This window comes from Haloarcula limicola (assembly GCF_010119205.1).
Lineage (GTDB): Archaea > Halobacteriota > Halobacteria > Halobacteriales > Haloarculaceae > Haloarcula > Haloarcula limicola.
Genome location: NZ_WRXM01000002.1, coordinates 133,984 through 157,399, shown reverse-complemented (window position 1 = coordinate 157,399; position 23,416 = coordinate 133,984). Strand labels below are relative to the sequence as shown.

General features: G+C 66.4%; 21 protein-coding genes and 1 tRNA gene. 10 read left to right on the top strand and 12 right to left on the bottom strand.

What is annotated here, in order from left to right; translation table 11 throughout:
• The first annotated feature begins 71 nt into the window (after positions 1-71).
• Both GO488_RS10275 and GO488_RS10270 read left to right on the top strand, forming a co-directional pair.
• Positions 72-632 (top strand): FxsA family protein, encoded by a 561-nt coding sequence (locus tag GO488_RS10275; RefSeq protein WP_162317739.1) that lies wholly within the window; start codon positions 72-74, stop codon positions 630-632.
• Between the two features lie 82 nt (positions 633-714).
• Positions 715-788: transfer RNA gene (locus tag GO488_RS10270), tRNA-Ile, on the top strand.
• Positions 789-1,026: 238 nt separating this feature from the next.
• On the opposite strand, the gene GO488_RS10265 is transcribed toward GO488_RS10270, so the two are convergent.
• Complete coding sequence (locus GO488_RS10265; RefSeq protein WP_162317738.1) at positions 1,027-2,370, bottom strand: TIGR00341 family protein; 1,344 nt, start codon at positions 2,368-2,370, stop codon at positions 1,027-1,029.
• A gap of 127 nt (positions 2,371-2,497) precedes the next feature.
• On the opposite strand from GO488_RS10265, the gene GO488_RS10260 reads away from it, so the two are divergent.
• Positions 2,498-3,025 carry an HPP family protein gene (locus GO488_RS10260; protein WP_162317737.1) on the top strand — a complete coding sequence of 176 codons (528 nt, stop codon included), beginning with the start codon at positions 2,498-2,500 and terminating at the stop codon, positions 3,023-3,025.
• A gap of 5 nt (positions 3,026-3,030) precedes the next feature.
• Here the strand turns inward: GO488_RS10260 and GO488_RS10255 are convergent, their stop codons facing one another.
• Complete coding sequence (locus GO488_RS10255; protein ID WP_162317736.1) at positions 3,031-3,861, bottom strand: formate/nitrite transporter family protein; 831 nt, start codon at positions 3,859-3,861, stop codon at positions 3,031-3,033.
• Between the two features lie 81 nt (positions 3,862-3,942).
• On the bottom strand, positions 3,943-5,709 hold the full coding sequence (locus GO488_RS10250) for a cation:proton antiporter (RefSeq protein ID WP_162317735.1): 1,767 nt from the start codon (positions 5,707-5,709) through the stop codon (positions 3,943-3,945).
• A 194-nt stretch (positions 5,710-5,903) separates the two neighbouring features.
• On the opposite strand from GO488_RS10250, the gene GO488_RS10245 reads away from it, so the two are divergent.
• Positions 5,904-6,425, top strand: coding sequence for a hypothetical protein (locus GO488_RS10245; RefSeq protein ID WP_162317734.1), 522 nt, complete (start codon positions 5,904-5,906; stop codon positions 6,423-6,425).
• A gap of 14 nt (positions 6,426-6,439) precedes the next feature.
• On the opposite strand, the gene GO488_RS10240 is transcribed toward GO488_RS10245, so the two are convergent.
• Both GO488_RS10240 and GO488_RS10235 read right to left on the bottom strand, forming a co-directional pair.
• Positions 6,440-7,867 (bottom strand): DUF389 domain-containing protein, encoded by a 1,428-nt coding sequence (locus tag GO488_RS10240; protein ID WP_162317733.1) that lies wholly within the window; start codon positions 7,865-7,867, stop codon positions 6,440-6,442.
• Between the two features lie 179 nt (positions 7,868-8,046).
• Positions 8,047-8,541: a YciE/YciF ferroxidase family protein gene (locus tag GO488_RS10235; RefSeq protein ID WP_162317732.1), complete on the bottom strand. Its 495-nt coding sequence runs from the start codon at positions 8,539-8,541 to the stop codon at positions 8,047-8,049.
• A gap of 235 nt (positions 8,542-8,776) precedes the next feature.
• Between GO488_RS10235 and GO488_RS10230 the strand changes: the two genes are divergently transcribed.
• Complete coding sequence (locus GO488_RS10230) at positions 8,777-11,221, top strand: amino acid permease (RefSeq protein WP_162317731.1); 2,445 nt, start codon at positions 8,777-8,779, stop codon at positions 11,219-11,221.
• A gap of 123 nt (positions 11,222-11,344) precedes the next feature.
• Positions 11,345-13,726 (top strand): amino acid permease, encoded by a 2,382-nt coding sequence (locus GO488_RS10225; protein WP_162317730.1) that lies wholly within the window; start codon positions 11,345-11,347, stop codon positions 13,724-13,726.
• 110 nt (positions 13,727-13,836) lie between these two features.
• Here GO488_RS10225 and GO488_RS10220 read toward each other — a convergent pair whose 3' ends face one another.
• The 3 genes from GO488_RS10220 to GO488_RS10210 all read right to left on the bottom strand — a co-directional run bounded on the left by GO488_RS10220 (position 13,837) and on the right by GO488_RS10210 (position 15,944).
• Positions 13,837-14,541, bottom strand: coding sequence for a universal stress protein (locus tag GO488_RS10220; RefSeq protein WP_162317729.1), 705 nt, complete (start codon positions 14,539-14,541; stop codon positions 13,837-13,839).
• 126 nt (positions 14,542-14,667) lie between these two features.
• Positions 14,668-15,624, bottom strand: a complete 957-nt coding sequence (locus GO488_RS10215; RefSeq protein WP_162317728.1) for a nucleoside hydrolase — start codon at positions 15,622-15,624, stop codon at positions 14,668-14,670.
• A gap of 77 nt (positions 15,625-15,701) precedes the next feature.
• Positions 15,702-15,944: a hypothetical protein gene (locus GO488_RS10210; protein ID WP_162317727.1), complete on the bottom strand. Its 243-nt coding sequence runs from the start codon at positions 15,942-15,944 to the stop codon at positions 15,702-15,704.
• Between the two features lie 339 nt (positions 15,945-16,283).
• On the opposite strand from GO488_RS10210, the gene GO488_RS10205 reads away from it, so the two are divergent.
• Together GO488_RS10205 and GO488_RS10200 are read left to right on the top strand one after the other, a co-directional pair.
• Positions 16,284-16,484 carry a hypothetical protein gene (locus GO488_RS10205; protein WP_162317726.1) on the top strand — a complete coding sequence of 67 codons (201 nt, stop codon included), beginning with the start codon at positions 16,284-16,286 and terminating at the stop codon, positions 16,482-16,484.
• A gap of 10 nt (positions 16,485-16,494) precedes the next feature.
• The gene (locus tag GO488_RS10200) at positions 16,495-17,415 is read left to right on the top strand and encodes a formate/nitrite transporter family protein (RefSeq protein ID WP_162317725.1); all 921 of its coding nucleotides are present in this window, start codon (positions 16,495-16,497) and stop codon (positions 17,413-17,415) included.
• Positions 17,416-17,825: 410 nt separating this feature from the next.
• Here the strand turns inward: GO488_RS10200 and GO488_RS10195 are convergent, their stop codons facing one another.
• Positions 17,826-18,413 (bottom strand): hypothetical protein, encoded by a 588-nt coding sequence (locus GO488_RS10195; protein ID WP_162317724.1) that lies wholly within the window; start codon positions 18,411-18,413, stop codon positions 17,826-17,828.
• A gap of 539 nt (positions 18,414-18,952) precedes the next feature.
• On the opposite strand from GO488_RS10195, the gene GO488_RS10190 reads away from it, so the two are divergent.
• Entirely contained in the window at positions 18,953-19,606 is a 654-nt protein-coding gene (locus tag GO488_RS10190) for a DsbA family protein (RefSeq protein WP_162317723.1), read from the top strand.
• 65 nt (positions 19,607-19,671) lie between these two features.
• Positions 19,672-20,217: a hypothetical protein gene (locus GO488_RS10185; RefSeq protein ID WP_162318625.1), complete on the top strand. Its 546-nt coding sequence runs from the start codon at positions 19,672-19,674 to the stop codon at positions 20,215-20,217.
• Between the two features lie 12 nt (positions 20,218-20,229).
• Here GO488_RS10185 and GO488_RS10180 read toward each other — a convergent pair whose 3' ends face one another.
• The 3 genes from GO488_RS10180 to GO488_RS10170 form a co-directional block, all read right to left on the bottom strand.
• The gene (locus GO488_RS10180) at positions 20,230-21,417 is read right to left on the bottom strand and encodes a redox-regulated ATPase YchF (RefSeq protein ID WP_162317722.1); all 1,188 of its coding nucleotides are present in this window, start codon (positions 21,415-21,417) and stop codon (positions 20,230-20,232) included.
• A 318-nt stretch (positions 21,418-21,735) separates the two neighbouring features.
• Complete coding sequence (locus GO488_RS10175) at positions 21,736-22,242, bottom strand: GNAT family N-acetyltransferase (RefSeq protein ID WP_162317721.1); 507 nt, start codon at positions 22,240-22,242, stop codon at positions 21,736-21,738.
• Positions 22,243-22,311: 69 nt separating this feature from the next.
• The gene (locus GO488_RS10170; protein WP_162317720.1) at positions 22,312-23,316 is read right to left on the bottom strand and encodes a deoxyhypusine synthase; all 1,005 of its coding nucleotides are present in this window, start codon (positions 23,314-23,316) and stop codon (positions 22,312-22,314) included.
• Positions 23,317-23,416: the final 100 nt, after the last annotated feature.

Below are 23,416 nucleotides of genomic sequence, written 5' to 3'. Positions count from 1 at the left end.
AGGAATCTCGCGTCGCTCGATTCCTCGCTACCTCTCGAAAGGCGTTTGGGGCCGGACCTGCAAGCGAGGGTATGCTCCGGGTCATCGGGCTGTTGTTGCTCATCCCGCTGTTCGACGCGGTACTACTGGTGGCGCTGGCGACGGGGATCATCTATCCGATTCCGCCGCTCGTCGTCGTGGCGCTCGTCGTCCTCACGGCGCTCATCGGCATGCTGCTGGTCCGCGCGGAGGGCCGCGCGACGCTCCAGGCGATCCAGCGGAAACTGGCCAGCGGCGAGGTGCCGACGGACGAACTCATCGACGGCGGCCTGCTCATCGCCGCCGGGGCGTTCTTCCTCACGCCCGGCCTCGTGACGGACTTCGTCGGCCTCCTGCTGGCGGTGCCGCTCACGCGCTACCCGATCCGCGCCGCGACGCGCCGCTGGGTCGTCAGACCCTACATCGACGCCAAGACCGGTGGCTTCGCCAGCGGTCAGGTGTACATCGGCGGCTTCCCCAACGAGGGCGGCCAGGCGACCGGCTCCGACGGCCCGGCCGGCCCGGGCGGTCCGAGCGGCGGGTCGCCGAGCGGTAGCGGTTTCGACGCCGACGACGCCACCGACGTCGACTTCGAGGAACGCGACGGGAACTGACGCCCTGGTGCGGTTTCTCACCCGGGGTTCCGAAACGTTACCCTTTTCTATGCCCCTCGGATACACCAAAACGCGCTCGCCTGGGCCAATAGCTCAATCAGGTTGAGCGCTCGGCTGATAACCGGGAGGTTCGCGGTTCAAATCCGCGTTGGCCCATTTTTCGGATGAACTACGAACGGAGTGAGTCGTGAGTCCGTAAAAATGAACCCGAGCGGATTTGTGCCCTGGAAGTCGCAGCGTCGAGCGTAGCGAGACGAGCGTCTTCCTCCGGTTCACAATCCGCGTTGGCCCATCCACATTTCGGCCGGTTTCTTGCCGGTCGAGAACTGGGGTCACAGCTCCCCAGCCGCCTCATCTCTATATCTCACTGTCGAGAGTCACGTCTTAGAACCCCTCAAACGCCGCCGTCAGGCCGTGCCACGAGCGAAGACCGAGTCTGGGTCGTCGGTTCGGTTCGCTGATAGTCCGTGAACTGCACCTCGACCGTGACCGCTCTCGGCGTATCCTCGGCGATCGCTCGTTGCAGCGTCGCCGAGAGCGACGCGTACTCCCTGTCGGAGGTCCGGCCGACGACGATGGAGACGGTGTCGCTGTCGCCTTTCCGCACCAGTTGCGCGCCGTAGTCGGTCTGGACGTCGATGAGTTCGAGTTCGTCGTACCGGGGCTGTGTCAGCACGTCTTCGACGTTGTGGTTTGTCGTCTCGACGAAGGCGAGGTACTGATACGTGCTGACGATCGCGCCGAGGAGCGCGACGAGGACGACGGCACCGACGACGGCGTAGACGGCCGTCCGAGCGTCTACGTTGACGTGGGACGCGAGCGAGGCCGACGGGGACGCGCGGTAGCCGAACAGCGTGAGCGAGACGTACGCCGAGAGGTTGATGAGCAGGAGGTTCATCAGGAGCAGGACGAGCGCCCCGAAGATCACCGTCAGCTCCTGCCAGACGACACCGATGCCGACGGCGGCGGCGGCGGGGACGATGGCCGCGGCGACGGCCACACCGGCGAGCGAGACGTCGAGGTCGGTCGCCAGCGCCAGCGCGCCGGCCGCACCGGCGAAGATCGCGATGACGTACGTGAGCACGATGGGGATCGAGAAGGCGCTGACCTGCGAGATGTTCTGGATGGCGAGGTTCGGCGGGACGAGGTACCCCCACCTGAAGACGGCGGCGGCCCCCGTCGCGGCGCTGACGGCGACGACGAGACCGAGCAGCTGCGATTTGATGCTGTCGAGGATCGACGGGTAGTCGCCGATGACCGCGCCGACGCTGGCCGACAGCGCCGAGCCGGCGAAGGGCGAGATGACCATCGCGCCGACGATGACGATGGCCGAGTCGAGCATCAGACCGGCGGAGGCGACGATCGCGCTCAGGGCGGCGAAGGTGACGAACATCGCCCGGCCCGGCGTCACCTCGCGGGCGTTCGCTCGGAGCGTCGCGTGCGAGAGACCCACCTCGTCGTCGGGTCCCTGCGTGTACTGACTCTCCAGTTCGTCGAACGTCGGCGTGGTGGCGGACTGGATGTCAGTGATGATGGTGAAGGCGTCCTCGTCGAGCCCGGCGTCGTAGAGGCGGTCCATCACCTTCTCGACCGCGCCGTCGGGCAGCGGGAAGTAGAGGATGATCGCGTCGCTCTCGTCGCGCTCGGCGGCGGCGATGTGCTCGATGTTCTCCTCCTCCAGCACCGCCATGACCTCGGCTTCTATTTCGTCCCCGACACGTGTCTGAATGAGGCGCACACCGTCCTTTCGCCCAACCGGCGGAAGAACCCGTCGCCTGCATGAAAAGGGAGACTCGCCTCTCAGTCCCATCAGTAGCGCATTTGCAACCACCGGCCCTTTCAGCCCGGGCGGCTAGCCCGGTACCATGGAGGTTTTCGAGCCACTGGAAGAGCAGCCGACCACGAGCGACGCGCTCCTCTCGACGGGACGGACGTGCAGTCTCCTCCTCTTGCTGGTCCTGTTGGCGTGGGCGACCGGACAGCCGTTCCTCTTTCCGAGCCTCGGTCCGTCCGCGTACGCGCTCGCGGTGACGCCGTCGGCGGCGACGAGCCAGTGGCAGCGCGCGCTGGGCGGGCACTTCTTCGGCGTCGTCAGCGGGCTCCTCGCGTACCACACTATCGCGCCCGGCCTGTCGGTCACCAAGATCCCGCCCGCGATGTCGATGCCCGGGCTACAGCTCGTCGCCGCCGGGTTCCTCTCGGTGGCGCTGACGAGCTTCGCGATGCTCCGGACGGACCTCCGACACGCCCCGGCCTGCGCGACGACGCTCATCGTCGGACTCGGCCTGCTGACCAGCGCGCTCGAAGCCGGCATCATCCTGTTCGCCATCTGCGTCCTCGTCGTCGCCGACCACGTTCTCCCGACGACCGGGGTCGAGGAACCGCCGCAGTAACCCTGTCACTCCTGGTGCGCGTCCACGTCGACGTCTTTCGGCTCGCCGCCTCTGACGGCCTGGCCGTAGTTCAACAGCGCCACGAACACGCTGCCCCCGAGGACGTTGCCGAGCGTCGTCCAGCCGAGGAAGTAGGCGTACTCGCCGATAGTCACGCCCTGGTCTAAGAGCAGCGCGGCGAGGACCTCGGTCGAACCGAGGAGGCAGTGGTGAAACGGTCCGAAGCCGATGCCGGCCGTGATGAGCCAGACGAAGAGGAACTGCGCCACGGTGTTTCTGGCGGCCGAGATGAGCCACGTCACCATCCCCATAAGCCACCCGGCGATGACGCCGCTCAGGAGGATCGTCCGCGGGGGAAACGGGACGAGGTTCGCCGCGAGCGTCCCGACGGCCGCGGGCTCTACGATCCCCATCGCCGGGCCGACGGTCGCCATCAGTACGGCGAACGCGGCGCAGCCGACGAGGTTCGACCCGTAGACGATCACCCAGAGCCGACCGAGTTGCCGGACGCTCCCGCGCCCGTCGAGCAGCGGGAGGATTCCCATCGTCGTGTGGGCGGTGAACAGCTCCGTCTGTCCGAGGACGACGAGGACGAACCCGATGGCCGAGGCGTTCGCCAGTATCAGTTGCCGGAGGAACCCCGATTGAGACGGCCCCATGAACGTCAGCGCCATCGCCATGAACAGCGCCCCGAAGCTGACGTTGAGGCCGGCCGACAACCCGGAGAGAGCGAGCCCCGACGTCGGTCGTTCGAACTCCCGAAGCGCGCTCTCTATCTCCGTCTCCAGTATCCGCGTGTATGCGAGCGTCTCGCTGGGTTCGCTCTCCTGAGACATGACTCGAACGTCCGTCGAGACGCTAATGTGGTCCGTGCTTGCGATAACAGGCGTCTCGGCCGCTTTCGCTGGCGTCGGTCGTCAGGACGGACTGGCCGCGCCCTCGTCGCTCTCCGTCTCGCCTTCGGTCTCGGTCTCGCTTTCGGTCCCCGTCTCGCCCTCGGTCTCGTCGATCTCCAGTCCGAACTCGTCGGCCCGCGAGCGCCAGAACTCCTCGTACCCCTCGCGGTCGGCCTGCACGGTCGTCTCGCCGCCCCGAACCCGATCGAGCTTGAGGTTCGTCTCCTCCAGGAGCCGTTCGGCGATGTCGTCGGCGATGATGCCCTCTCTCGTGGCGTCCATGATGGCGCTCTTCTCCTCGGTGAGGACCCGGCGCTCGCCCTGTAACACCTGCTCGTGGCGCAGTTCGCCGTGTTCGCGGAGCAGTTCGGCGATGGCGTCGTTGAGGTCTTCCTTCTCCCGGGTGTACTCTCCCTTGAAGTCCTGGTACACCTCCGTCGGGATGTCGCCGCTGGCGTCCAGCTCTTCGGCGGCCTCGAGCGCCGCGTCCACCGCGCGAGCGCGGCCGACGAGGAGTTCGTACAGCTCCTCGGCGTCCGACCGGGTAACGACGCCCAGCCGGTTCAGCAGGGAGCCCATCGACAGGCCCTGGACGACCAGCGAGAAGGCGGCGACGCCGAACACCATCGCCAGTAACTGCTGTCGGAGCGGGAAGTCGTTGGGCAGGCCGAGCACGAGCGCGATCGGAATCGACCCGTGGAGGCCGCCCCACAGCATCACGTGCTGGTAGCCCATCGGGACCTCGGGTTCCGTGACGCGGTTGACCAGCGCCGTCAGCGGGTAGACCGCCGCGGCCCGGGCGGCGAGCACGAGCGGGATGGCGATGAGGACGTGCTCGCCGTACCGGAGGAAGTCGCCGATGGGCGTCTCGACGCCGATCATCAGGAAGATGAACGTGTTGACGATGAACGCGCCGGTCTCCAGCGAGTTGAAGACGGTGATTTTCGTCTGTGGGGTCATCGCCTTCTCCGCGCCGCGGTTGCCGATGAGCAGCCCCGAGACGACCGTCGCTATCACGCCGGAGACGCCGAGGTAGTGCTCGGCCAGCAGGAAGGAGCCGTAGGCGAGGATGAAGGCCAGCACCGTCTCGGTCATGTTCTCGTCTAGGTTCGCCATCACGGTGTAGACGGCGTAGCCGGCCGCGAAGCCGACGAGCAGGCCGCCGACGCTGGAGACGACCATCTGCAGTCCCAGTTCGGTCAGCCCGCCGAACGTGAACAGCTCGGCCGGATCGGCTCCCTCCTGTATCAGGACGAAGAAGGTCGAGAAGATGACGACGCCGACGCCGTCGTTGACGAGCGACTCGCCCTCGACGAGCACGGAGAGGCGCTCCGGCGCGCCCAGTTCCTCGAAGAGCGCGAGGACGCTCACGGGGTCGGTCGGGAGCGCCATCGCCGCGAACAGGAGCGCGATGAGCAGCGGGAACCCGAAGGCGTACTGACCGATGTAGCCGAGCAGGGCGACGGAGACGACCAGCCCGACGACGGCCATCGCCAGCACCGGGCCGACGTTGCGCCGCAGGCGGTCCAAGTCCGTCGTCGCCGCGCCCTCGAACAGCAGCGGCGGCAGGAGCACCAGCAGGATGAGGTCGTGCGTGAGGTTGATGTCGATGTCGGCCCCGAGCACCGAGACGGCGAACCCGGCGAGCAGGAGCGCGATGGTGTAGGGAAAGCGCCCGATCTTGGCGACGAAGATCCCGACGCCGGCCGCGATGATGAAGACGGGTAACAGCTCCAGCAACAGGCTCTCGATGGGGCTGGTCTCGACGGCGAGCACGACCGGGTCCATGTGTACGCTACGAATCGACGCTTCCGGATAAGTTGCCTGCCTGTTATTCGGTGCTCGATTCGTTTCTCGGCGGCTGTCCGGAACGCTCTCGGCGAGGGACGAGTCATCCCGGCGAGGTGGCGGCGGCGACGGCGATTCGGCGCAGTCGAACACGCATGCGACACCCTATTGGCCCGCCGTGGTCACGAAGCGGTATGATCATTCGCCTGTGGGCGCTGGCGTGGGCGGCGCGCTATCTGAAGTACGTCCCCATCCTCGGCTGGCGGTTCTCAGAGAACATCGTCCAGAACCTCGAGAGCAGGATGGAGCGCGACGTGGATATCAGCGACATGACCGTCGAGTTCGAGGGCGACGACGCCTCGGACGTCCGCGTTCAGGTCTCGGTCACCAACGAGCTGCCCGTCGATCTCACGGTCGCCGCCGTGAACCTCCGGCTGGGGCACACGGAGCGGTCACAGACGGTCGCGAACGTGCTCTGGGCCGAGGACGCCCACGGGTCGCCACCGGTGAACATCGAGCGGTCGATGATCGAGAGCGGGACCGAGGAGGCGGTCCGCGTCGAGCGGCACCTCCCCGCGGAGGGGCCGACCGAGACGCTCCACGTCGACGGGTCGCTCACGACCGAGGCGTGGCTGGACGTCCCGTCGACGAAGCGGATCCCCCTCGGGACGCTCGAGCGCGACCTCCCCAGCGTGACGGCCGACCTCCCGTCGTAATCGTCCGACCGCGCTCAACAGCCGCCGGCACACTGGATACCGCCCGCGGTGCCGACCGCACCGGTCAGTCGCTCCCACGCCGCGCCGGCCCAGTCGGCGACACGGGTCCCCCACCCGTCGACCTGCGGCGTTTCGTCTGTTCCCTGCGACTGGGCCTGTGCCCGTTGGAAGTCGAGGAACCGGACCTGCACCGTCACCGGGCGGTCGGTCGCCCGGGAGACGTTCGACTGGACGTTCTCGTCGAGTAGTTCGTACTGGGCGTCGCTCGACCGACTGACCGTGACCGTGACCGACTCGTCGCGGCCGAGGAGGTTCATGTCGTTGTACCCCGTCTTGACGCTGACCAGTTCGAGCGAACTGTAGGTCGGATCGGCCAGCACCTCCTCTACCTCCTGATTGACCTCCTGTTCGTAGACGACGTGCTGATACGTGCCGACGCTCGTCAGCGCGATGACGACGGCGAAGGCGACGATGACGACCGCGTACGCGCCCGACCGGACCGAGACGGCCGCGTTCTCGCGGACGCTCCGGATGACCGACGAGCGGTAGCCGAGCGAGACGAGCGCGAGGTAGGCCGCGAGGTTGATGAAGACGATGTTCATCAGGAGGAGCACGACCGCGCCGAGGACGAGGAGCGGTTCGCCCCACGCCGTTCCGATGCCGGCGGCGGCGGCGGCGGGGACGATAGCCGCGGCGACGGCCACGCCGGCGATGGAGACCGGGAGGTCCGTCGCCAGCGCGAGCGCGCCCGCGAGGCCGGCCGCGATGGCGATCGCCAGCGTCAGCGAATTCGGCGTGGCGAAGGCGGCCACCTGCGTGACCAGCGAGACGCTGAGCGTCGACGGGACGAACCCGGTCTGCTGTAAGAACACGCCCATCGCCACCGCGCCGACGTAGGCGATGACCAGCCCGACGACCTGCGAGGAGACGCTGTCGACGACCATCTCGCGGTCGCTGATGACGAGGCCGACGCTCGCCGAGAGCGTCGACCCGGCGAAGGGCGCGATGACCATCGCGCCGACGATGACGATGGCCGAGTCGAGTAAGAGCCCGCCGACCGCGACGATGGCGCTCAGCGCTGCGAAGGCGACGTAGGTCGCGGTATCGGGCGTGAGGTCCGCCGCGCGCTCTCGGATCTCCGGGTGGGACGCGCCGCGGTCGCCCTTCGGCCCGTCGACGTACTTCTCGGTCAACTCGTCGACGTTCGGGACCGTCGCGCGGTCGACGTCCGTGACGACGGTGTAGGTGTCCTCGTCGAGCCCGACGTCGTACAGCCGCGCGAGGACGGTATCGACCGCGCCCGAGGGGACCGGTATCTGCGCGATACTGCCGCCCCGGTGCGTGTCCTCGTCGGCGAAGACGAACTCGACGTTCATCTCCGCCAGTTCGTCCCGCACCGCCGTGCGGTCCTCGGTGGGGACGAACAACTGAATGAGTTTCATAACCGCCTATCGAAACCGATCCGGATACATATGCGGACGCTATCGAGGTTAGCACTCAGTTAAACCGTCGGACCGTGCATTGGTATCGGGCTTACCGTCGACCCGTCTCCGCGAGTAGCCGCGCCGCTGTCGTTCGACGCGGCGAAGAAAAGAGCGGCGGTGAGGCGGTGAATCCGTCGTCAGTCGGCGGCGATCTGCCCGTAGTCGAACTCCTCCGCGAGCGAGGAGAGCTCGTCGAGGGCGTCCTTCTCCTCTTCTAAGTTCTCGTGGAGGAGGTCGCCGACCTCGTCCTCGCCGAGCCGGTCGGCGAGCATCGCCAGGGTCCCGTAGGCGGCGATCTCGTAGTGTTCGGTCTTCTGGGCGGCGATGAGGTTGTGGACGTCGAGCACGTCCTGCGTGGGGTCCTCGTCGGCGAACTCCTCGTGCTCCTCGATGAGGCCCTCGATGCCCTCACACTCCTCGCGCTCGGGTTCCTTGCCGAGGACGTCGAAGGCTTCCTCCAGCCGGTCGATGTGGCCCTGCGTCTCCTCGCGGTGCTCGCTGAAGGCCGAGGCGATCTCCTCGTTCTCCGTCTGGCTCTCCAGCTCGTCGAGCGCGTCGAGGAGCTCGTTCTCGGCGTAGTAGATGTCTTCGAGGTTGTGCATGAACAGGTCGTGCAGGTCAGACGGTGCCATCACCAGAAAGGAGGGCTTCTCGCTCGGTAAGCGGTCTGCCTGCGAAGGCAGGGACGATCATCGGCGGCGGCTCGCAGCAAAACGGCGGGCCGCCGGTTGGGGTCCGTGCCGGTCGTCACGTGGAAAATCGACACTGCTATCGCCCGGAAGCGGCTCGCCAGAGACCGGAACCCGTGTCTCCGATATTGAAATGCAAGGTCAGAGCTTATCCAAAGCAGAGTCATAGCGCTGGTCGATGGTAGAACATACGCGGACGCTCGGATTCCCCGTGGCCTTCGCGATCGGCCTCGGGACGATGATCGCGGCCGGGATCTTCTCTCTCTCCGGCATCGCGGTGTATCAGATCGGTTCGACGGCGGTCGTCGCGTTCGTTCTCGCGGCTATCGTCGCCGGCATCACCGCGGCATCGTACTCCGAGTTCGCTTCGATCTACTCCGAGAACGGCGGGGGGTATCTGTTCACCTCCCGCACTTTCGAGGACCGCGACTTACTGACGTACAGCATCGGCATGTCCCTCTTCTTGGGATACACCGGCACGACCGCCTTCTATCTCGCGACGATGGACCACTGGTTCTTCCGGTTCCTGATACCCGAGAGCATCCACTTCCTCCCTCACGGCACGTTCGGCGTGCTCGCGGCGATTCTACTGGGCGTGCTCAACGCCCGCGGGACCGAGGAGTCGGGCTCGTTCCAGGTCATCGTGACCGCCGCGAAGGTCGCCGTCCTGATGGTCTTCGTCGGCGGCATGTTCGCGAGCGTCGGCGTCGGGCCGGCGGTCGGCGAGTTCACCGGGAGCTTCCAGGTCGAACCCGTCGGCACCGTCTCCGTGGCCGCGCTCGCGTTCATCACGTTCTTCGGCTTCTCGGCCATCGCGGCCTCGGCCGGTGAGATCATCGAGCCGCGCAAGACTGTCCCGCGGGCGATCGCGGCCTCGATCGTCACCGTCACGGTCCTCTACACGTTCGTCATCGTGGCGATGGTGAACATCACGAACGTGGCCGGGCGGCTGGCGCGCTCGCCCGACGAGATTCTGCAACTGGGCGAGACGGCGATGGGCGCGGTCGCACAGGCGTTCATCCCGGTCACCGTCGCCGGCGTCGAAGTCGGCACGTACCTCATCGTCGCCGGCGCGATCTTCAGCATGATCTCGGCGTCGAACGCGTCGATCCTCGCCGCTTCGGGCATCGGCTCGCTGATGGGCCGCCAGGGGCAAGCGCCCCGGCGGCTCTCGCGCATCCACCCGCAGCACGGGACGCCGTTCTGGAGCACGGCGACGGCGACGGGCGTCATCGTCGTGCTCATCGTCTCGTTCCTCACGCTGTTCGGCGAGGACGGGATGCTCGCGCCGATCCCGGTGGGTCTCGAGACGAGCATCGCCGGATTCGCCGTCGTCATCGAAGAGTTCGCGCTCGGGCTGAACGCGCTGACGGGCTTCGCGACGCTCAACCTCCTGCTGCCGCTGGCGTTCGTCAACGGCGCGCTCATCTACTCGCGCCGGAAGTACCCCGACATGGAGCGCGGGTTCGAGGTGCCCGGCGTGCCCGTGATACCGATTCTGGGGATCATCGCGAACGTCGCGCTGATCTACAACCTCCCGGTCGTCGGCGTCGCCGTCGGACTGGTGTTGACGATCTCGCTCATCGTCGTCTACCTCCTCTGGGGCGGCGCGCCCGACACCGAAGAGCTGTTCGAACGCACCGTCTCCGCGCGCTCGCCCATCACCGCCAACGGCGGTGCCACGGGACCCGATAGCGACGCGGAATCGGCGACCGCCGACGAGAGCGATGACGACCGCTTCCGGATTCTCGTTCCGGCCGGGCGATTAGACCGGGCGGCGACGCACGTCAAACTCGCGGCGACGCTCGGGAAGATGTACGACGAGAACCCGATCATACAGGTCGTCAACGTCACGCACATCCCGGAGCAGACGCCCAGCGAGATGGTCGCCGACGACGCGAACGGGCGCGTAGAGCGGATCACGGAGACGCTCGGTGGCGAAGATATCGACGTCGAATACACGGTGGAGGGCCACGTCTGCCGGGACATCGCGTTCGACATCCTCCAGACCGCCCGCGACGACGAAGCGGATCTGATCGTGATGGGGTATCCCGAGGACCACCCGGAAATCGCACAGGAGGTAGAGTACGAGGCACCCTGTGACGTCCTCTACGCCCAAGGGTTCGACGACCCGACGAACGTTTCGACGGTCAACGTCGGCGCTGGCGGCGGCCCCCATCACAAGGCGGCCCTCACGCTCGTCGGCGCGATGGCGAACGCGGGCTCTCACATCAACGTCATCAACGTCACGCCGTCCGGCGAGGGCGGGACCGCCGAGGACGCGACGGACACGGTCGAGCAACTCCCGGAGAACGGATCGATAGACGTCCAAGAGGTCTCCGCGTCGTCGGTCGCCGAGGGGCTCGTCTCGACCGCTGCAGAAAACGGCGGGCCGCTCATCATCGGAGCCACCCGGACCCGTGAACTGAAGCGGTGGGTCTTCGGAAGTACGCCGGATCGCGTGATCAACTTAGCCGAAGGCGCGAACGTGCCGGTACTTGTATACGCAAGTGAGACGGGGCTCTCGCAACGGCTCGGGAACCGGCTCTTCCCGGTGTACCGGTATTACAAACAGTTAACGACGACGCGCCGTCCGAGGGGGAGCGAGCAGACGACTGACTGAATAGCCGCTATTTCATTGTCTCGCCGAGAGACGAGTCGCCGTCTACCTCTCCTGCGAGTATCGGCGCGCTGTTTAGATGGCAGGCTTCCCGCTTATCGGTCTCTATCTCCTAACGAATCCACTATGAGTGATAGCGGCGGCTCGGTCGAAAACGAACTCGACCGGGATATCGGGCTTATCGGTGCGATTTCGCTCGGGATGGGGACGATGATTGCCGCGGGGATTTTCGTCCTCTCCGGGTTGGCGGTCAGCAACGTCGGTGCCGCTGCTATCGTCTCCTTCCTTCTCGCGGGGGTCGTAGCGAGCTTCACCGCGCTCGCGTACGCCGAGTTCTCGGCGCTGTATCCGGAGAGCGGGGGCGGTTACGCCTACGTGGCGAACGTCTTCGACAGCGACCTCACGTACATCGTCGGTTGGTCGATCATCCTCGGGTATCCGGCGTCGGCGGCGTTCTATCTCGCGTCGTTCTCGAGTTGGTTCACCCGGTTCATCACACCAGCGCTGAGCCTCCCGGAGGCGATTCCCTACTGGCTCTCCGGGCTCGTCATTCTCGGACTGCTCGTCGGAGTCAATCTGAAAGGCACCGAGGAGACGGGGATGTTCCAGATCGTCGTCACCGGCCTGAAGGTCACGCTCATCGCGCTCTTCCTCGCCGGCGGCCTCCAGGCGTTCGACCCGACGGTCGTCCAAACCTCGCTGGCGAATAACATCACGCAGTTCGGACAGATCGGGGTGACGACGACGCTCGTGTTCATCACGTTCTTCGGCTTCGAGGCGATCGCGACGAACGCCGAGGAGATCGAAGAGCCGGGACACAACATCCCCCGCGCCATCTTCCTCTCGATGGGACTCGTCTCGGTGATCTACGCCTTAGTAGTCCTCGTCATCGTCTTCGCGATACAGGACCAGACGTTCCTCCTGCGCCTCGCTGACCAAGTCGGTCTGCAAGGGGCCGAAGCCGCTCGGGAGTACGTCGCCACGCACGGCGAGGTCTCGATGGCGTACGCGTCCCAGTACTATCTGGGCAACATCGGCTTCTGGGTGATCATCGTCGGCGCGCTGCTGTCGATGATCTCCGCCGCGAACGCCACCATTCTCGCGGGGTCCCGCGTCAAGCTCGCGATGAGCCGTCGGGGACACCTCCCGAGCGTGTTCGGTGACCTCAGCGACCGGTACAACACGCCGTACGCGTCGGTGCTGTTCACCGGTGGGCTGATCCTGCTCTACATCCTCGTCTTCAGCGTTCTCTTCGGAACCGCGCCCGGAAGCGAGGGCGGTTCGACCCCGCTCGGGATCCACCTCGGGTTCCACGCGATCGCTCACTTCGCGGACTTCATGCTGCTCGCGGGGCTCATCTTCGTCAACATCGCGCTCATCCAGTCCCGACGGAAGGAACCGGACCTCGACCGCTCGTTCGAGGTGCCGTTCGTCCCGTGGATTCCGGGAATCGCCATCCTCGCGAACCTCGTCCTCGTCACGCAAGTCGAGCAGACCGCGCTCTACGTCGGCCTGATCGCCGAGGCGATCGGCGTCGTCTTCTGGTTCGGGTATATGCGGAACGCGCGCGAGCCGGACGAGAGCGAGGCCACGGAAACGGCAGCGGTCCGCACCGCTCGGGACGAGATATCGGAACGGGACCGCGAGGAGCAACTGCTCGTTCCGATCGCCCAGACCGAAAACGTCGAACAACTGATGCGGACGGCGGTCGACGTCGCCGAAAACCGGGACGCGGAGCTGCTCGTGATGAGCGCCGTCACCGTGCCCGAACAGACGCCGCTCGGGCGAGCGGACCGGTTCATCGACGAGGAGCGAGACGTCGTCAACGAGGCGATGGCGTTCGCCGAGGACTCCGCCGTTCCGGTGCACGGGCTCGTCCGAGTCGGACACGAGCCCGAGGAGATCATCCTCCACACCATCGACCAGCACGACAGCGACGCGGTGCTCTTGGGCTGGGGTGGACAGGGTCGCTCCCGGCAGAACATCGCGCTCGGTAGCACCGTCGACGAGGTGGTTCGTGAGGCCGACGCCGACGTCCTCGTCGAACGGGTGGGCGACGACGCCGGCGACGACGTCGACTCGATCCTCGTGCCGACGGCGGGCGGTCCTCACGCTCACCTCGCGGGCGAAGTCGCCGGCGCTATCGCGGCCTCCGAGGACGCGACGTGTACCTTCGCGAAGGTCGTCGATCCCGACGCGAGCGAGGACGAGCGCGAAACCGCTCGCGACCAGTTGGCGGAGGTCGCCGACAGTATCGACCGACCGTCGGTCGACACGAAGGTCCTCGAAGGGAGGGATATAACCGACCGACTCCTGGAGGAGACCAAAACTCACGACGTGACCGTCGTCGGTGCGACCCGACAGAGCCGCGTTCGACAGATCGTCTTCGGAGTGATTCCGGAGACGCTCGGTCGCAAAGCCCGGAACATCACCATCATGACGAAGCGCCGAGCCGGAAAGACGAACCGCTTGACCGGTCAGATCCGCCAGTGGGTCGGCGGAGACTGATCGCTCCGGAGAGCGTCACGTAACGGAGACAGGCGTCACAGCCAGATGGCAGCTCTCGGCCGTTCTGTCTCGATCGGCGACTGATCGGGGCAGAGAAGCGTCCGATGCGGTTAGTGCTCTCGGATAATCAGAACGGGGGAGTCCGTCTGCTCGGCGACTTGCTCGTACGTTCTCCCGAAGATCCGTTGAGAGGGGGTCTCCTGCGTCTCACCCATTACGATTAAGTCCTGATTCCGGGCCGCCTGGCTGATCGAAAACGCCGGGTCGTCGGAGACCTCGACCTCGATATCCACGCTCGGGCGGGAGAACCCTTCCTCGACGAGGTGGTCCCTGACCTCGGTCAGGAGTCGCTCACCGGCCGCCGCGTCGTCTTCGGTTTCAGCGACGTGGAACAGCGTCGTTCGGAGGAGCACCTCCTCGTCTATCGCGTCCAAAAAGTCGGTGATCGGTCGCTTGAACTTCTCCTCTCGTAACGCGACCAGTAGGTGGTCGAGCGTCGTGATCGGGTTCGGGATGAGGAGCGCGTCCACGTCCCTCTCCTTGGCGACCGTCGTCGGCGCATCTTCGATATCGGTCCCCATCATCAGCTCGACCTCGGCCGTCTCTCCCTCCTGTACGAAGTTGGACGCGGTAGTGTACAGCGACCGATACGCCTCGATCTCCCGTCGCTGGCGTTCGTCCGCGGACACGTCGGACGGCAGTTCGTAGACCCCGAGCAGGATCACCTTACAGGAGGTCAACGCATCGATAAACGTCGACGGTAGCGGGTCCGGGTCGGGAAACTCGATCGGGATCAAAACTGTCTGTGAGGACATGTGTAGATACCTCTCCTCGGGCTACGATTCGTCTAAGGATAGTCTCTTTGGCTTCGAAGGTCAGGTCGCTCGGGGGCTCTCGTTATACAGGGGGTCGTGACCCCGACTGATCTCTGCTGACCGCCCTCACAGCGACCGCTCGGGGTCGCCGTGGAGGAGCATGTCCGCGACCATCCGCTCGAACGTCGATTCGTCCACCGCCTCGACGACGCGCGTTCGGGGCTCGCCGTCGGTGATGCCGAGTTCGTCCACGAGGCTGTACCCGCGAGTCATCCCCTCGCGTTCGTCGACGTCGACGAAGTACGTCCCCGCCTCGGTCACGAGGTCCGGGTTCAGAAAGCACGCGAGCGCGAGCGTGTCGGGTTGAGTGGCCGCGTCGACGCCGAGGCGCTCCTTCGAGAACTCGCGGGCGTGACCGGTGACGGTCGTGAAGAACTCCGCGTAGGGCGTCTCCGCCTCGGCGAAGCGGTCGAGGTCCTCTGCCCCTATCTTGCCGTGTCGAACGGTCAGCCCCCAGTCGACGAGCGTCACGTCGAGTTCGTTCATCACGATCTTCGCGGCGTCGGGGTCGACCCAGAAGTTGAACTCGGCCGAGGGGGTGTCATTGCCGAGCGTGTTCACCGCCCCGCCCATCACCACCACCTCGTCCAACAGGTCGTTCAGTTCGGGTTCCCGCCGGATCGCCAGCGCGACGTTCGTCAGCGGGCCGATGCAGGCGAGGCTCACCTCGCCCGGCGACTCGCGCGCGACGTCGACGATGGCGTCGACGGCGTGGCCATCGGCGGAGGGGATGCCGGTGTCGGGGAAGAGCTCGCCGCCCAGCCCGCCCTCGCCGTGGACGTGGTCGACGTGGTCGAACTCCTTGAGGAGCGGTCGACGCGCGCCCTCGTAGACCGGGACCGAGTCGGCGACGCCGGCGAGGTCCAGCGCGTACTTCGCGTTCTCGACCTCGTAGTCGAACTCGACGTTGCCGGCGACGATCGTGACCGCCTCGATGTCGATGGACTCGGCGAGCGCGGCCATGAGAAGCGCCTGCGAGTCGTCGCCTGCGGTGTCCGTATCGACGATAAGTCTCTGTCCCACGGTAACACCTCTCTCGGAGCGAACTTAACTCTCCCGCGAGCGAACTGCCGGACAGCGCCGGGACCGACGACGCCGAGTCAGAGGTTATCGCGCAGGTGGAGCTTCTCGTCGGCCTTCGTCTCGACGGCGTCCTGTTTGACGGTGTAGTCGTCGCTGTCCGCGTCGGCCCGCCCGAGGTCGGCCTTCACCGTCTCGGTGAGTCCCGGATCGGGGTCTACGAACGCGGTGTCGTCTTCGATCTCCGTGACCAGTCCGAGCGTGTTGCCGCTCGCGTCGACCACTTCTTTCCCCTCGTCGTCGTCGGTGAACGTGACAGGCATCGATTACAGGTTCGACGAGCCGAGGGGAGTACCTGTGGCTTGCAACCGCTGCCAACCGCCCCCTCGCTTCGAGACGAACTCCCCCGAGAGACGGAGGCCGCCGTGACGAATCGGGTCCGCAAACGAGACGCCCGACCTTGCATCTGAAACTGTCGGCGACGCCGCGGATTCGGTCCGGATTTATCGCCCTTTCTACGGACTCGTCTGACCCGATCTCGCCTCTCGGACCGCCCGCGGTCGGCGTATCGACTGCACTGTGGTTGAAGATGCAGTCACGGCGCTCATGCCGCTGACTCCCCTATCGGCGCTGTTATGAGGATCGAAGAGCCGATTCGCGTGATGTCCGTCCTCAGTATCGCCGTGTTCGGGATCGTGGCGATCGGTCTGCGGATTCCGTGGGGACCGATAGCGGCGCTCGTCTGCATCCCGCTCCTGATCGGTGGCCCGGTCGAACTCGCACGGCACTCGGACTACCTCGACACGCAGATATCGCCCCACTCCAACCGAGACCCGAATGAGACGGGTGAGACGCCCGACTGAACCGCCTACAATGTCTCCAGCAACCTCAGACGAGCCGAACGACACGACGGAGGAATCGCACCAAGAGGGACCGCCGCCGGAGAGCCAGATGGACACCCAGCGGTCGTACACGGACATCTTCTACAACCAGCTCCAAGAGGGGATGCGAACCCTCAATCGGCCGGCCGCGGGGCAGTTCGTCTCCTCGGTGTCCTGCGGGCTCGACATCAGCCTCGGCCCCTTCATGATGATCGCCATGCTGACGTCGCTGAGCGGGGCCGTGGCGGACCCGATCGCCCACGCGATCATGCCGATACTCTACACCTTCGGCTTCCTCTTCGTCATTCTCGGGCGGTCGGAGCTGTTCACCGAACACACGACCCTGGCCGTCCTACCGGTCCTCGACGGGCGCGACTCGATCTCGAACCTCGCCCGTCTCTGGACGCTCGTCTACAGCGGGAACATCATCGGTGGAACCGTCGCCGCGGTCTTCGTCGGCTGGGCGACGGTGGCGCTCGGCGTCATCAAGCCGAAATATCTTGTCGACACGGGGATGACGTTCATCGACCTCTCACCGCAGGGCGTCTTCGCCGGCGCGATACTCGCCGGGTGGCTGATGGGCCTGCTCTCGTGGATACTGACCTCCGTCGGCGACACGATCAGTCGGATCGCGGTCATCGTCGCCGTCACGTACCTCATCGGCTTCGCGCACATGCCCCACTGCGTCGCCGGCAACATCGAGGTCATCGCGGCGATGATGGCCGGCGCGCCGATCTCGGTCGCCCAGTGGGGACAGTTCCTCGCCCTCACGTCGGTGGGCAACGCCATCGGCGGCGTCGTCTTCGTCTCCCTCGTCAAGTACGGCCACGTGACCTTCGGGTCCAAAGAGCCCGACCTCGACGACGAGGTCCGGCAAGGCGGCCCCAGCATCGACTCGATGACCGACGACTGAGATCCGCGTCCCCCGCGTCTCGGAGGGGACACTGCCGTCGCCACTCTCGTCCGCTCCCGTTTCGTCGGAAAGCCCCGGCGTCCGTACCGGAAGGCGGTATCACGAGAGCCGCGAGCCGTGCTTGCAGCCCGCAGCGTTAAGACCGACCGCGAGGTATCCACGATGCCCGCGGCGAGCGAGAGCGGGCACGAGCTAACCCGACGGAGGTGCTATTCAATGGGAAAACTTCGAAAGGCGATGAAGACTTGGCGACGACTCCCGCGTAGCGTGCGGCGACGCATCGTTCGCAAAGGACGGCGCCTGCTCCGACGGCGCTGATCCGTCGGACCGCTTCGTTTCGCTTCGTTTCGCTCGGTCGTTCTGCGGTCGCTCTCTCGGTACCGGCAGACACAGATACTCGCGACCGGCGGCTATAGCCGCTCGAAGACGGCGCTCACGGCCGGTGTCTCGAGCTTCGGGTGTCCGAGCTGTCGACCGCCGTCCACGAGGCGCTCGTGGGCTCGTTTCACCGCCTGTCTCGCCTTCCGGCGCAGGTTCGAGTGGGTTCGATAGGCGATGCCGGCGTCGTCGAGCCACCGACGCGTCTCGGCGACGCCCTCCTCGCGCGTGATCCGCTCCTCCTTGGCGTGTTTGATCGGGTGACGGAGCCAGCTGAACTCCTCGTGGGCGTAGACGTCGGTCCAACCGTTGTAACTCTGGGAGAACAGGACGACGTGGAGCTGCCGGTCGGCCAGCGGCGAGTCCCTGTACACCCAGCTCCCGTCCGCGGTGCTTCCGGTCGGCGAGCGGTGGTACATGCTCACCGGGTCCCACGTGAACCCGCCGTCGGTGAGGGCCGACTCGAGCGTCTCGATGGAGCGCTCGACGGTCCCGACGTACCCCGAGGGATACACCTGTGTCGTCGGCTGCCCGAGCGCGTTGACGAGTCCGTTGATCTGCGGACCGAAGCGGTGCCGAAGCTCCCGGAGTTCACCGGGTTGTACAGACGCTTTCGTCATCTTCTCAAGTCGTAACTGGGGCCCGGGTCGGAAAACGCTGTTCGAAATCTCTCCGATCGTGACTGGCGCTGACACACCGTGCTCCCCGGCAGTGACGCCGGCCCCGCGACGGCGAGGCCGCCCGGCTCTGATGGGCGAGTGAGATGACCGCGGCGAACGAAGCCGTCGCGTCGACGGAGAAAACGTCGTCTTTCCGTTAGGGGATCACGTCATTGAACAGCCGGCCTGTATGGGCATACCAGACGGTAGCGGGGGTCGCCGGCGCATCGACCGACCCGATGACGGTCACCCGGCGACCGAGCGAAGAGTCGCCGACCGGCGCTGCGCTGTCCGGAAGTGATTTCGGAGAACGGCCGACCGAGACGCCGGTCGGGAGTCGGCCTCGGCACTCATAGGGTTCGTCACCGCCGCGGAGTCACCGCGGCTCGGAACGCGCCGTCGTCATCGGCCGGGCGACCCTACCGGACGCGGCGGCAAGACGGTTGCCCCTCGGAAGCACACGGGAGAAACGATAAACCCGGGGAGTCCCTTCCGACGGTATGCAGCGACGACGCTTCCTGGCGCTCTCGGGGGCGGGATTCGCCGGCGGACTCGCGGGCTGCGGGGGCAGCGATGCGACGGGGGACTCCATCGAAAACCACCCCGCTGCGGCGGGACTCGACGCCCAGCCACGACGGGGGGACCTCGGCGACCACGTCGTGTTAGCGTTCGAGGACCCGTCCTGTGAGCGCTGTGCGGCGTTTCACGCCGAGACGGTGCCGGAGATCCTGTCGAGGCTCGTCGAGCCGGGACTCGGCGCGTTCGTCGTCCGAGTGTATCCCGTCGTGTTCCCGTGGGGTGAGCCGGCGAGCCAGGCGCTGGAGGCGACCTACGCCCGCGACGACGCGGCGTTCTGGTCGCTGTTGGGCCACTACTTCGAGAACCGCTCGCAGTTCTCCGCCGAGAACGTCCTCGACCGGACGGGGGCGTTCCTGCGTGAGGAGACGGCCCTCGACGCGGACGCGGTCGTCAGCGACGCCGAGAGCCGGGCCTACGACGACGCCGTACAGGCCGACATCGACGCGGCCGAGAACGCGGAATTGGGCGAGACGACACCCGTCGTCCTCCTCTTTCGGGACGGCCAGTTCGTCACGAAAGTCAACGGCAGCGTCAGCTACGAGGTGGTCGCGGAGGCGCTCGGGGAGGCGTCGTGACGGGGGGCTGGCGGCGCACGGTGCGCACACTGCGCCCGCCGCTGTCCCGGCGCGACTGGCGGCTGATGGGCCGAACCGTCCGACTCGTCCTCACGCTACCGACTTACGCTGCCGTCGCCGTTCTCGCGGCCGCTCTCTCGCTGACGGCCTTCGTCGTCTCGCTGAACGTCCCGCTCGTGCTGGATCTCGTCGTCGGCGGGTCGCTGCCGTTCGAAAGTCGGCTGACCGTCCTCGCGGAGTTGTACCCGTTCGTCGGGACCTTCTTCCATCCGGCACAGGGCCTCCTGCTGGTGGCCGTCGCGGCGCTGACCGGGGTCGACGTGGCGATGGCGACCTATCACTTCCGGGAGCACGGTGTCGCCATCAGAGAGGGCGGTGCCGGTGCGGCCGGCGTCCTGCTGGGCACGCTCGGCGCGGGCTGTGCGGCCTGCGGGTCGGCGGTCCTGCTCGGACTGCTCTCGCTGCTTGGCGTCTCCGCCTCGCTCGTCTTCCTGCCGCTCGACGGGTTGGAGTTCGCGCTGGGCGCGCTCGTGGTCCTCACGCTCTCGATCCACTGGCTCGCCGACGGGATGCGGGGCGGCGAGATAAACGGGTGTCCCGTCGATATCTGACCGCCCGCCCGCTCAGTTCGTCGTCGTGATCTCGACGACGTCCCGGTGGTCCAGTTCCGTGTCGGCCCCGACCTGCCGACCGGAGCGCACGTCGTGGGCGTGGAGGAACCCCTCGCCGATGTCGGTGTGCAGGAAGTACGCGAAGTCCTCGGCCGTCGAGCCGTCGGGGAGGACGAAACAGTCCTGTAAGAAGGTGCCGTCCTCCTGTGGCTTGCGCGCGCCGGGGAAGACGGCGATCGCGCCCAACTCCTCGAAGAGCGCGGTTTCGAGCGCCCGCTGGACGCCGGTCCCCTCGAATTCGGTGACGAACTCCCGGATCTGTTCGAGGCCCGCTGCCTTCTCCTCGGGGAGGTCCGCCGTCACCTCGAAGTCGGCATCGCCGGGCCGGTAGTCCAGCACGCCCTGCTCGTCGCCGTTCTTCAGCGCCTTCTCGGCGTGGGCGGAGACGGGGACGAACGTCAGGTGCTCGTAGTCGGGGTCGTCGGTGATCTCGGTCCAGTTTTCCTGTGCCGCTTCGGCGTCCATCTTGTTGGCCGCGATGACCATCGGCTTGGTGCGGATGCGGATTTCGCGGGCCAGTGCCTCCCGGTCCGCCTCGTCCCACTCGTCGGGGTCCAGTTCCAGGTCCAGCGCGAGGACGACCTGCTTGATCTCGTCTTCGCTGATCTTGAACGCCGACATCTGCTCCGCGAGGTCCGCCTCGATGTCCTTGTCCTCGCCGTGATACCCCGAGCGGTAGCGCTCGATGCCCTTCTCCAAGATGTCGAGATACCACATGTCGAGTTCGTTCTCCAGGAACTCGATGTCCTCGCGCGGGTCGTGGTCCTCGGTCGGTTCGCCCTCTAAGTCCGTCTCGCCGGTGAAGTCGACGACGTGGACCAGCACGTCGGCCTCGTTGAGATCCGAGAGGAACTGGTTGCCGAGACCCTTACCTTCGTGGGCACCGGGGACGAGCCCGGCGACGTCGACGAGTTTCGTCGGGACGAACCGCACGCCCTCGGTGCAGTAGCCGTGGTTGGGCGTACAGCTGTGTTCGAACTCCGGGGCGGCGCAGTCGACGCGAACGTAGGCCTCGCCCATCGACGGGTCGATGGTCGTGAAGGGGTACGCGCCCTCGGGCACGTCGTTCATCGTCGCCGCGTTGAAGAAGGTGGACTTGCCGACGGAGGGTTTGCCGACGAGTCCGATCTTGTAGCTCATTGAGAGGTACCAGGCGAATGAGCGGCTAAAACGTTGTCAAACGAACGGAGAGCGTGTGAGAGTGGCTAGCGAGGGTCCGAGTGAAACGAGGAACCTCGACAGGGCGAGCGGTGTAACCGCGAACCTGCAGGGGCTGAGAGTCTTCGCTCCGCCGTCGGGCAGCACTACCGCCCGACTGCCCGAGAGACCTCCGGTTCCTCGCTGCCCAGACCCTCGCTACTGCTCCGCGGTTCCCTTCGCTCGCGGCTATCGCCGCTCGCGTTCGAGGCCCAAAGCGCCTCGCAGTCACCGCGTCGCTTCGAGGGTCTTCACTACCGCTCAGACTCTCGCTAACGACAGCTCGTAGACGTTCACCGGCAGTTCTTTCCCGCCGAGACGGGCGGTGCGCTCGCCGGCGCGCTCGAAGTGCGTCCGGTAGAAGCCGTTGCCGACCTCGTTGTCGACCAGGACCTCGTCGCGGATCGTCCGCACGGAGAGGCTCTTGAGGTGTTTCTTCCCGCGCTCCAGCAGTTCGCTGCCGATGCCTTCGCCCCAGTAATCGGGGTGGACGTAGAGGTCCAGGTCGCCGATGCCGACGGGGTCGGTCATCCCGCAACTGGCGTACCCGACGACGTCGTCGTCGACGGTCGCCACGAACAGCCCGATGTCGTCCACGTCGATCATCCGTTCGAGGACGTTCCGGGTGTATCCCTCCGCGAGATGCGTGTCGACGGCCTCCTCGCCGAGGACGTCGTCGTAGACGGCGTGCCACGCGGCGTGTGCCACCTGCTGGATCGCGGTGATGTCGTGTTCGGTCGCCGGCCGAACGCCAACCTGAAATGACATATGTGAACGTATGGCTTGCGAGGGTATAGAACTACGCCCGGTCGCTAATCGCCCAGCGCGCGGACGCCGCTACTCCCCGGCGCGCTCGCGTGCCGCGGCGACCACCAGCGGCAGGGTGATGGTCGCGTCGGCGTAGACGCTCACGTTACGGGCGTCCTTCTCCAGTTTGCCCCACGAGCGGGACTCGTTCAGCGTCGCCCCGGAGAGGCCGCCGGTGTTCGAGGAGTCCATCGTCAACTGGACGGCGTAGTCGTAGGCGTCCGGCGAGACGAGCATCGTCTGGAGCGTGTAGTTCTTCGGGACGCCGCCACCGACGAGCATCGCGCCCGCGCTGTCGGCCTCGTAGGCGATGTCCGTGATATCGGTCATGTCGGCGAGCGCGTCGACGGTGAACTCGCTGGTCTGGGAGTACATCCACGCCTGCAGGCCCAGCACGGAGTCCTGGAACGCCGGGCAGTACACCGGCACGTCGTTCTCGTAGGCGGCCGCGAGCACGCCCGCGTCCTCGGCCACGTCGTCGCGCTCGTTGACTTCACTGTTTGCTCGACCGAGTTCCTCGGTCATGCGCTGGATGGAGACCGGACTCTCCGCTTCCAGTTCGGTGAACACCTCCTCGCGCAGGTGGCTCTCGAACAGCGCGAAGTGCTCCTGCGGGAGGTAGACGTTGTAGATGCGGTCGACGCCCTCGTCCCGGAGCGTCTCATCGTGTTCCCGCTCGGTCGTCTCCGGGGGCGTGACCTCGCCGTGGTGGTGTTTCCCGCCGATGGCCTCGATGCTGTCGTGGGTCAGGTTCGCGCCCGTCGTCACCAGCACGTCGACGTGACCGTCCCGGATCAGCTCGGAGACGATAGCGCGCATCCCGGTCGGGACCATCGCGCCGGCCAACCCGAAGAACGTCGTCACGTCCTCGTCCAACATCTCGGCGTAGACGTCGACGGCCTCGTGGAGGTCGTTCGCGCCGATACCGGCCTCGCCGTAGCTCTCGGCCAGCTCGCCGACGGTCATTCCCGCGCGGGCCTCCGCGTGGCCGATGGGGTCGTGCCTGAACGTCTCGCGGTCCTCGTGGTCGCTCATCGCTCCCCTCTGGTCCGGCCGAGGGCTTGAACGACGTGGTTCGTACCGAACTCGCGACGACGACGCGCGGCGGGCGGCCCGCCGCCAACCGCAACCGTTA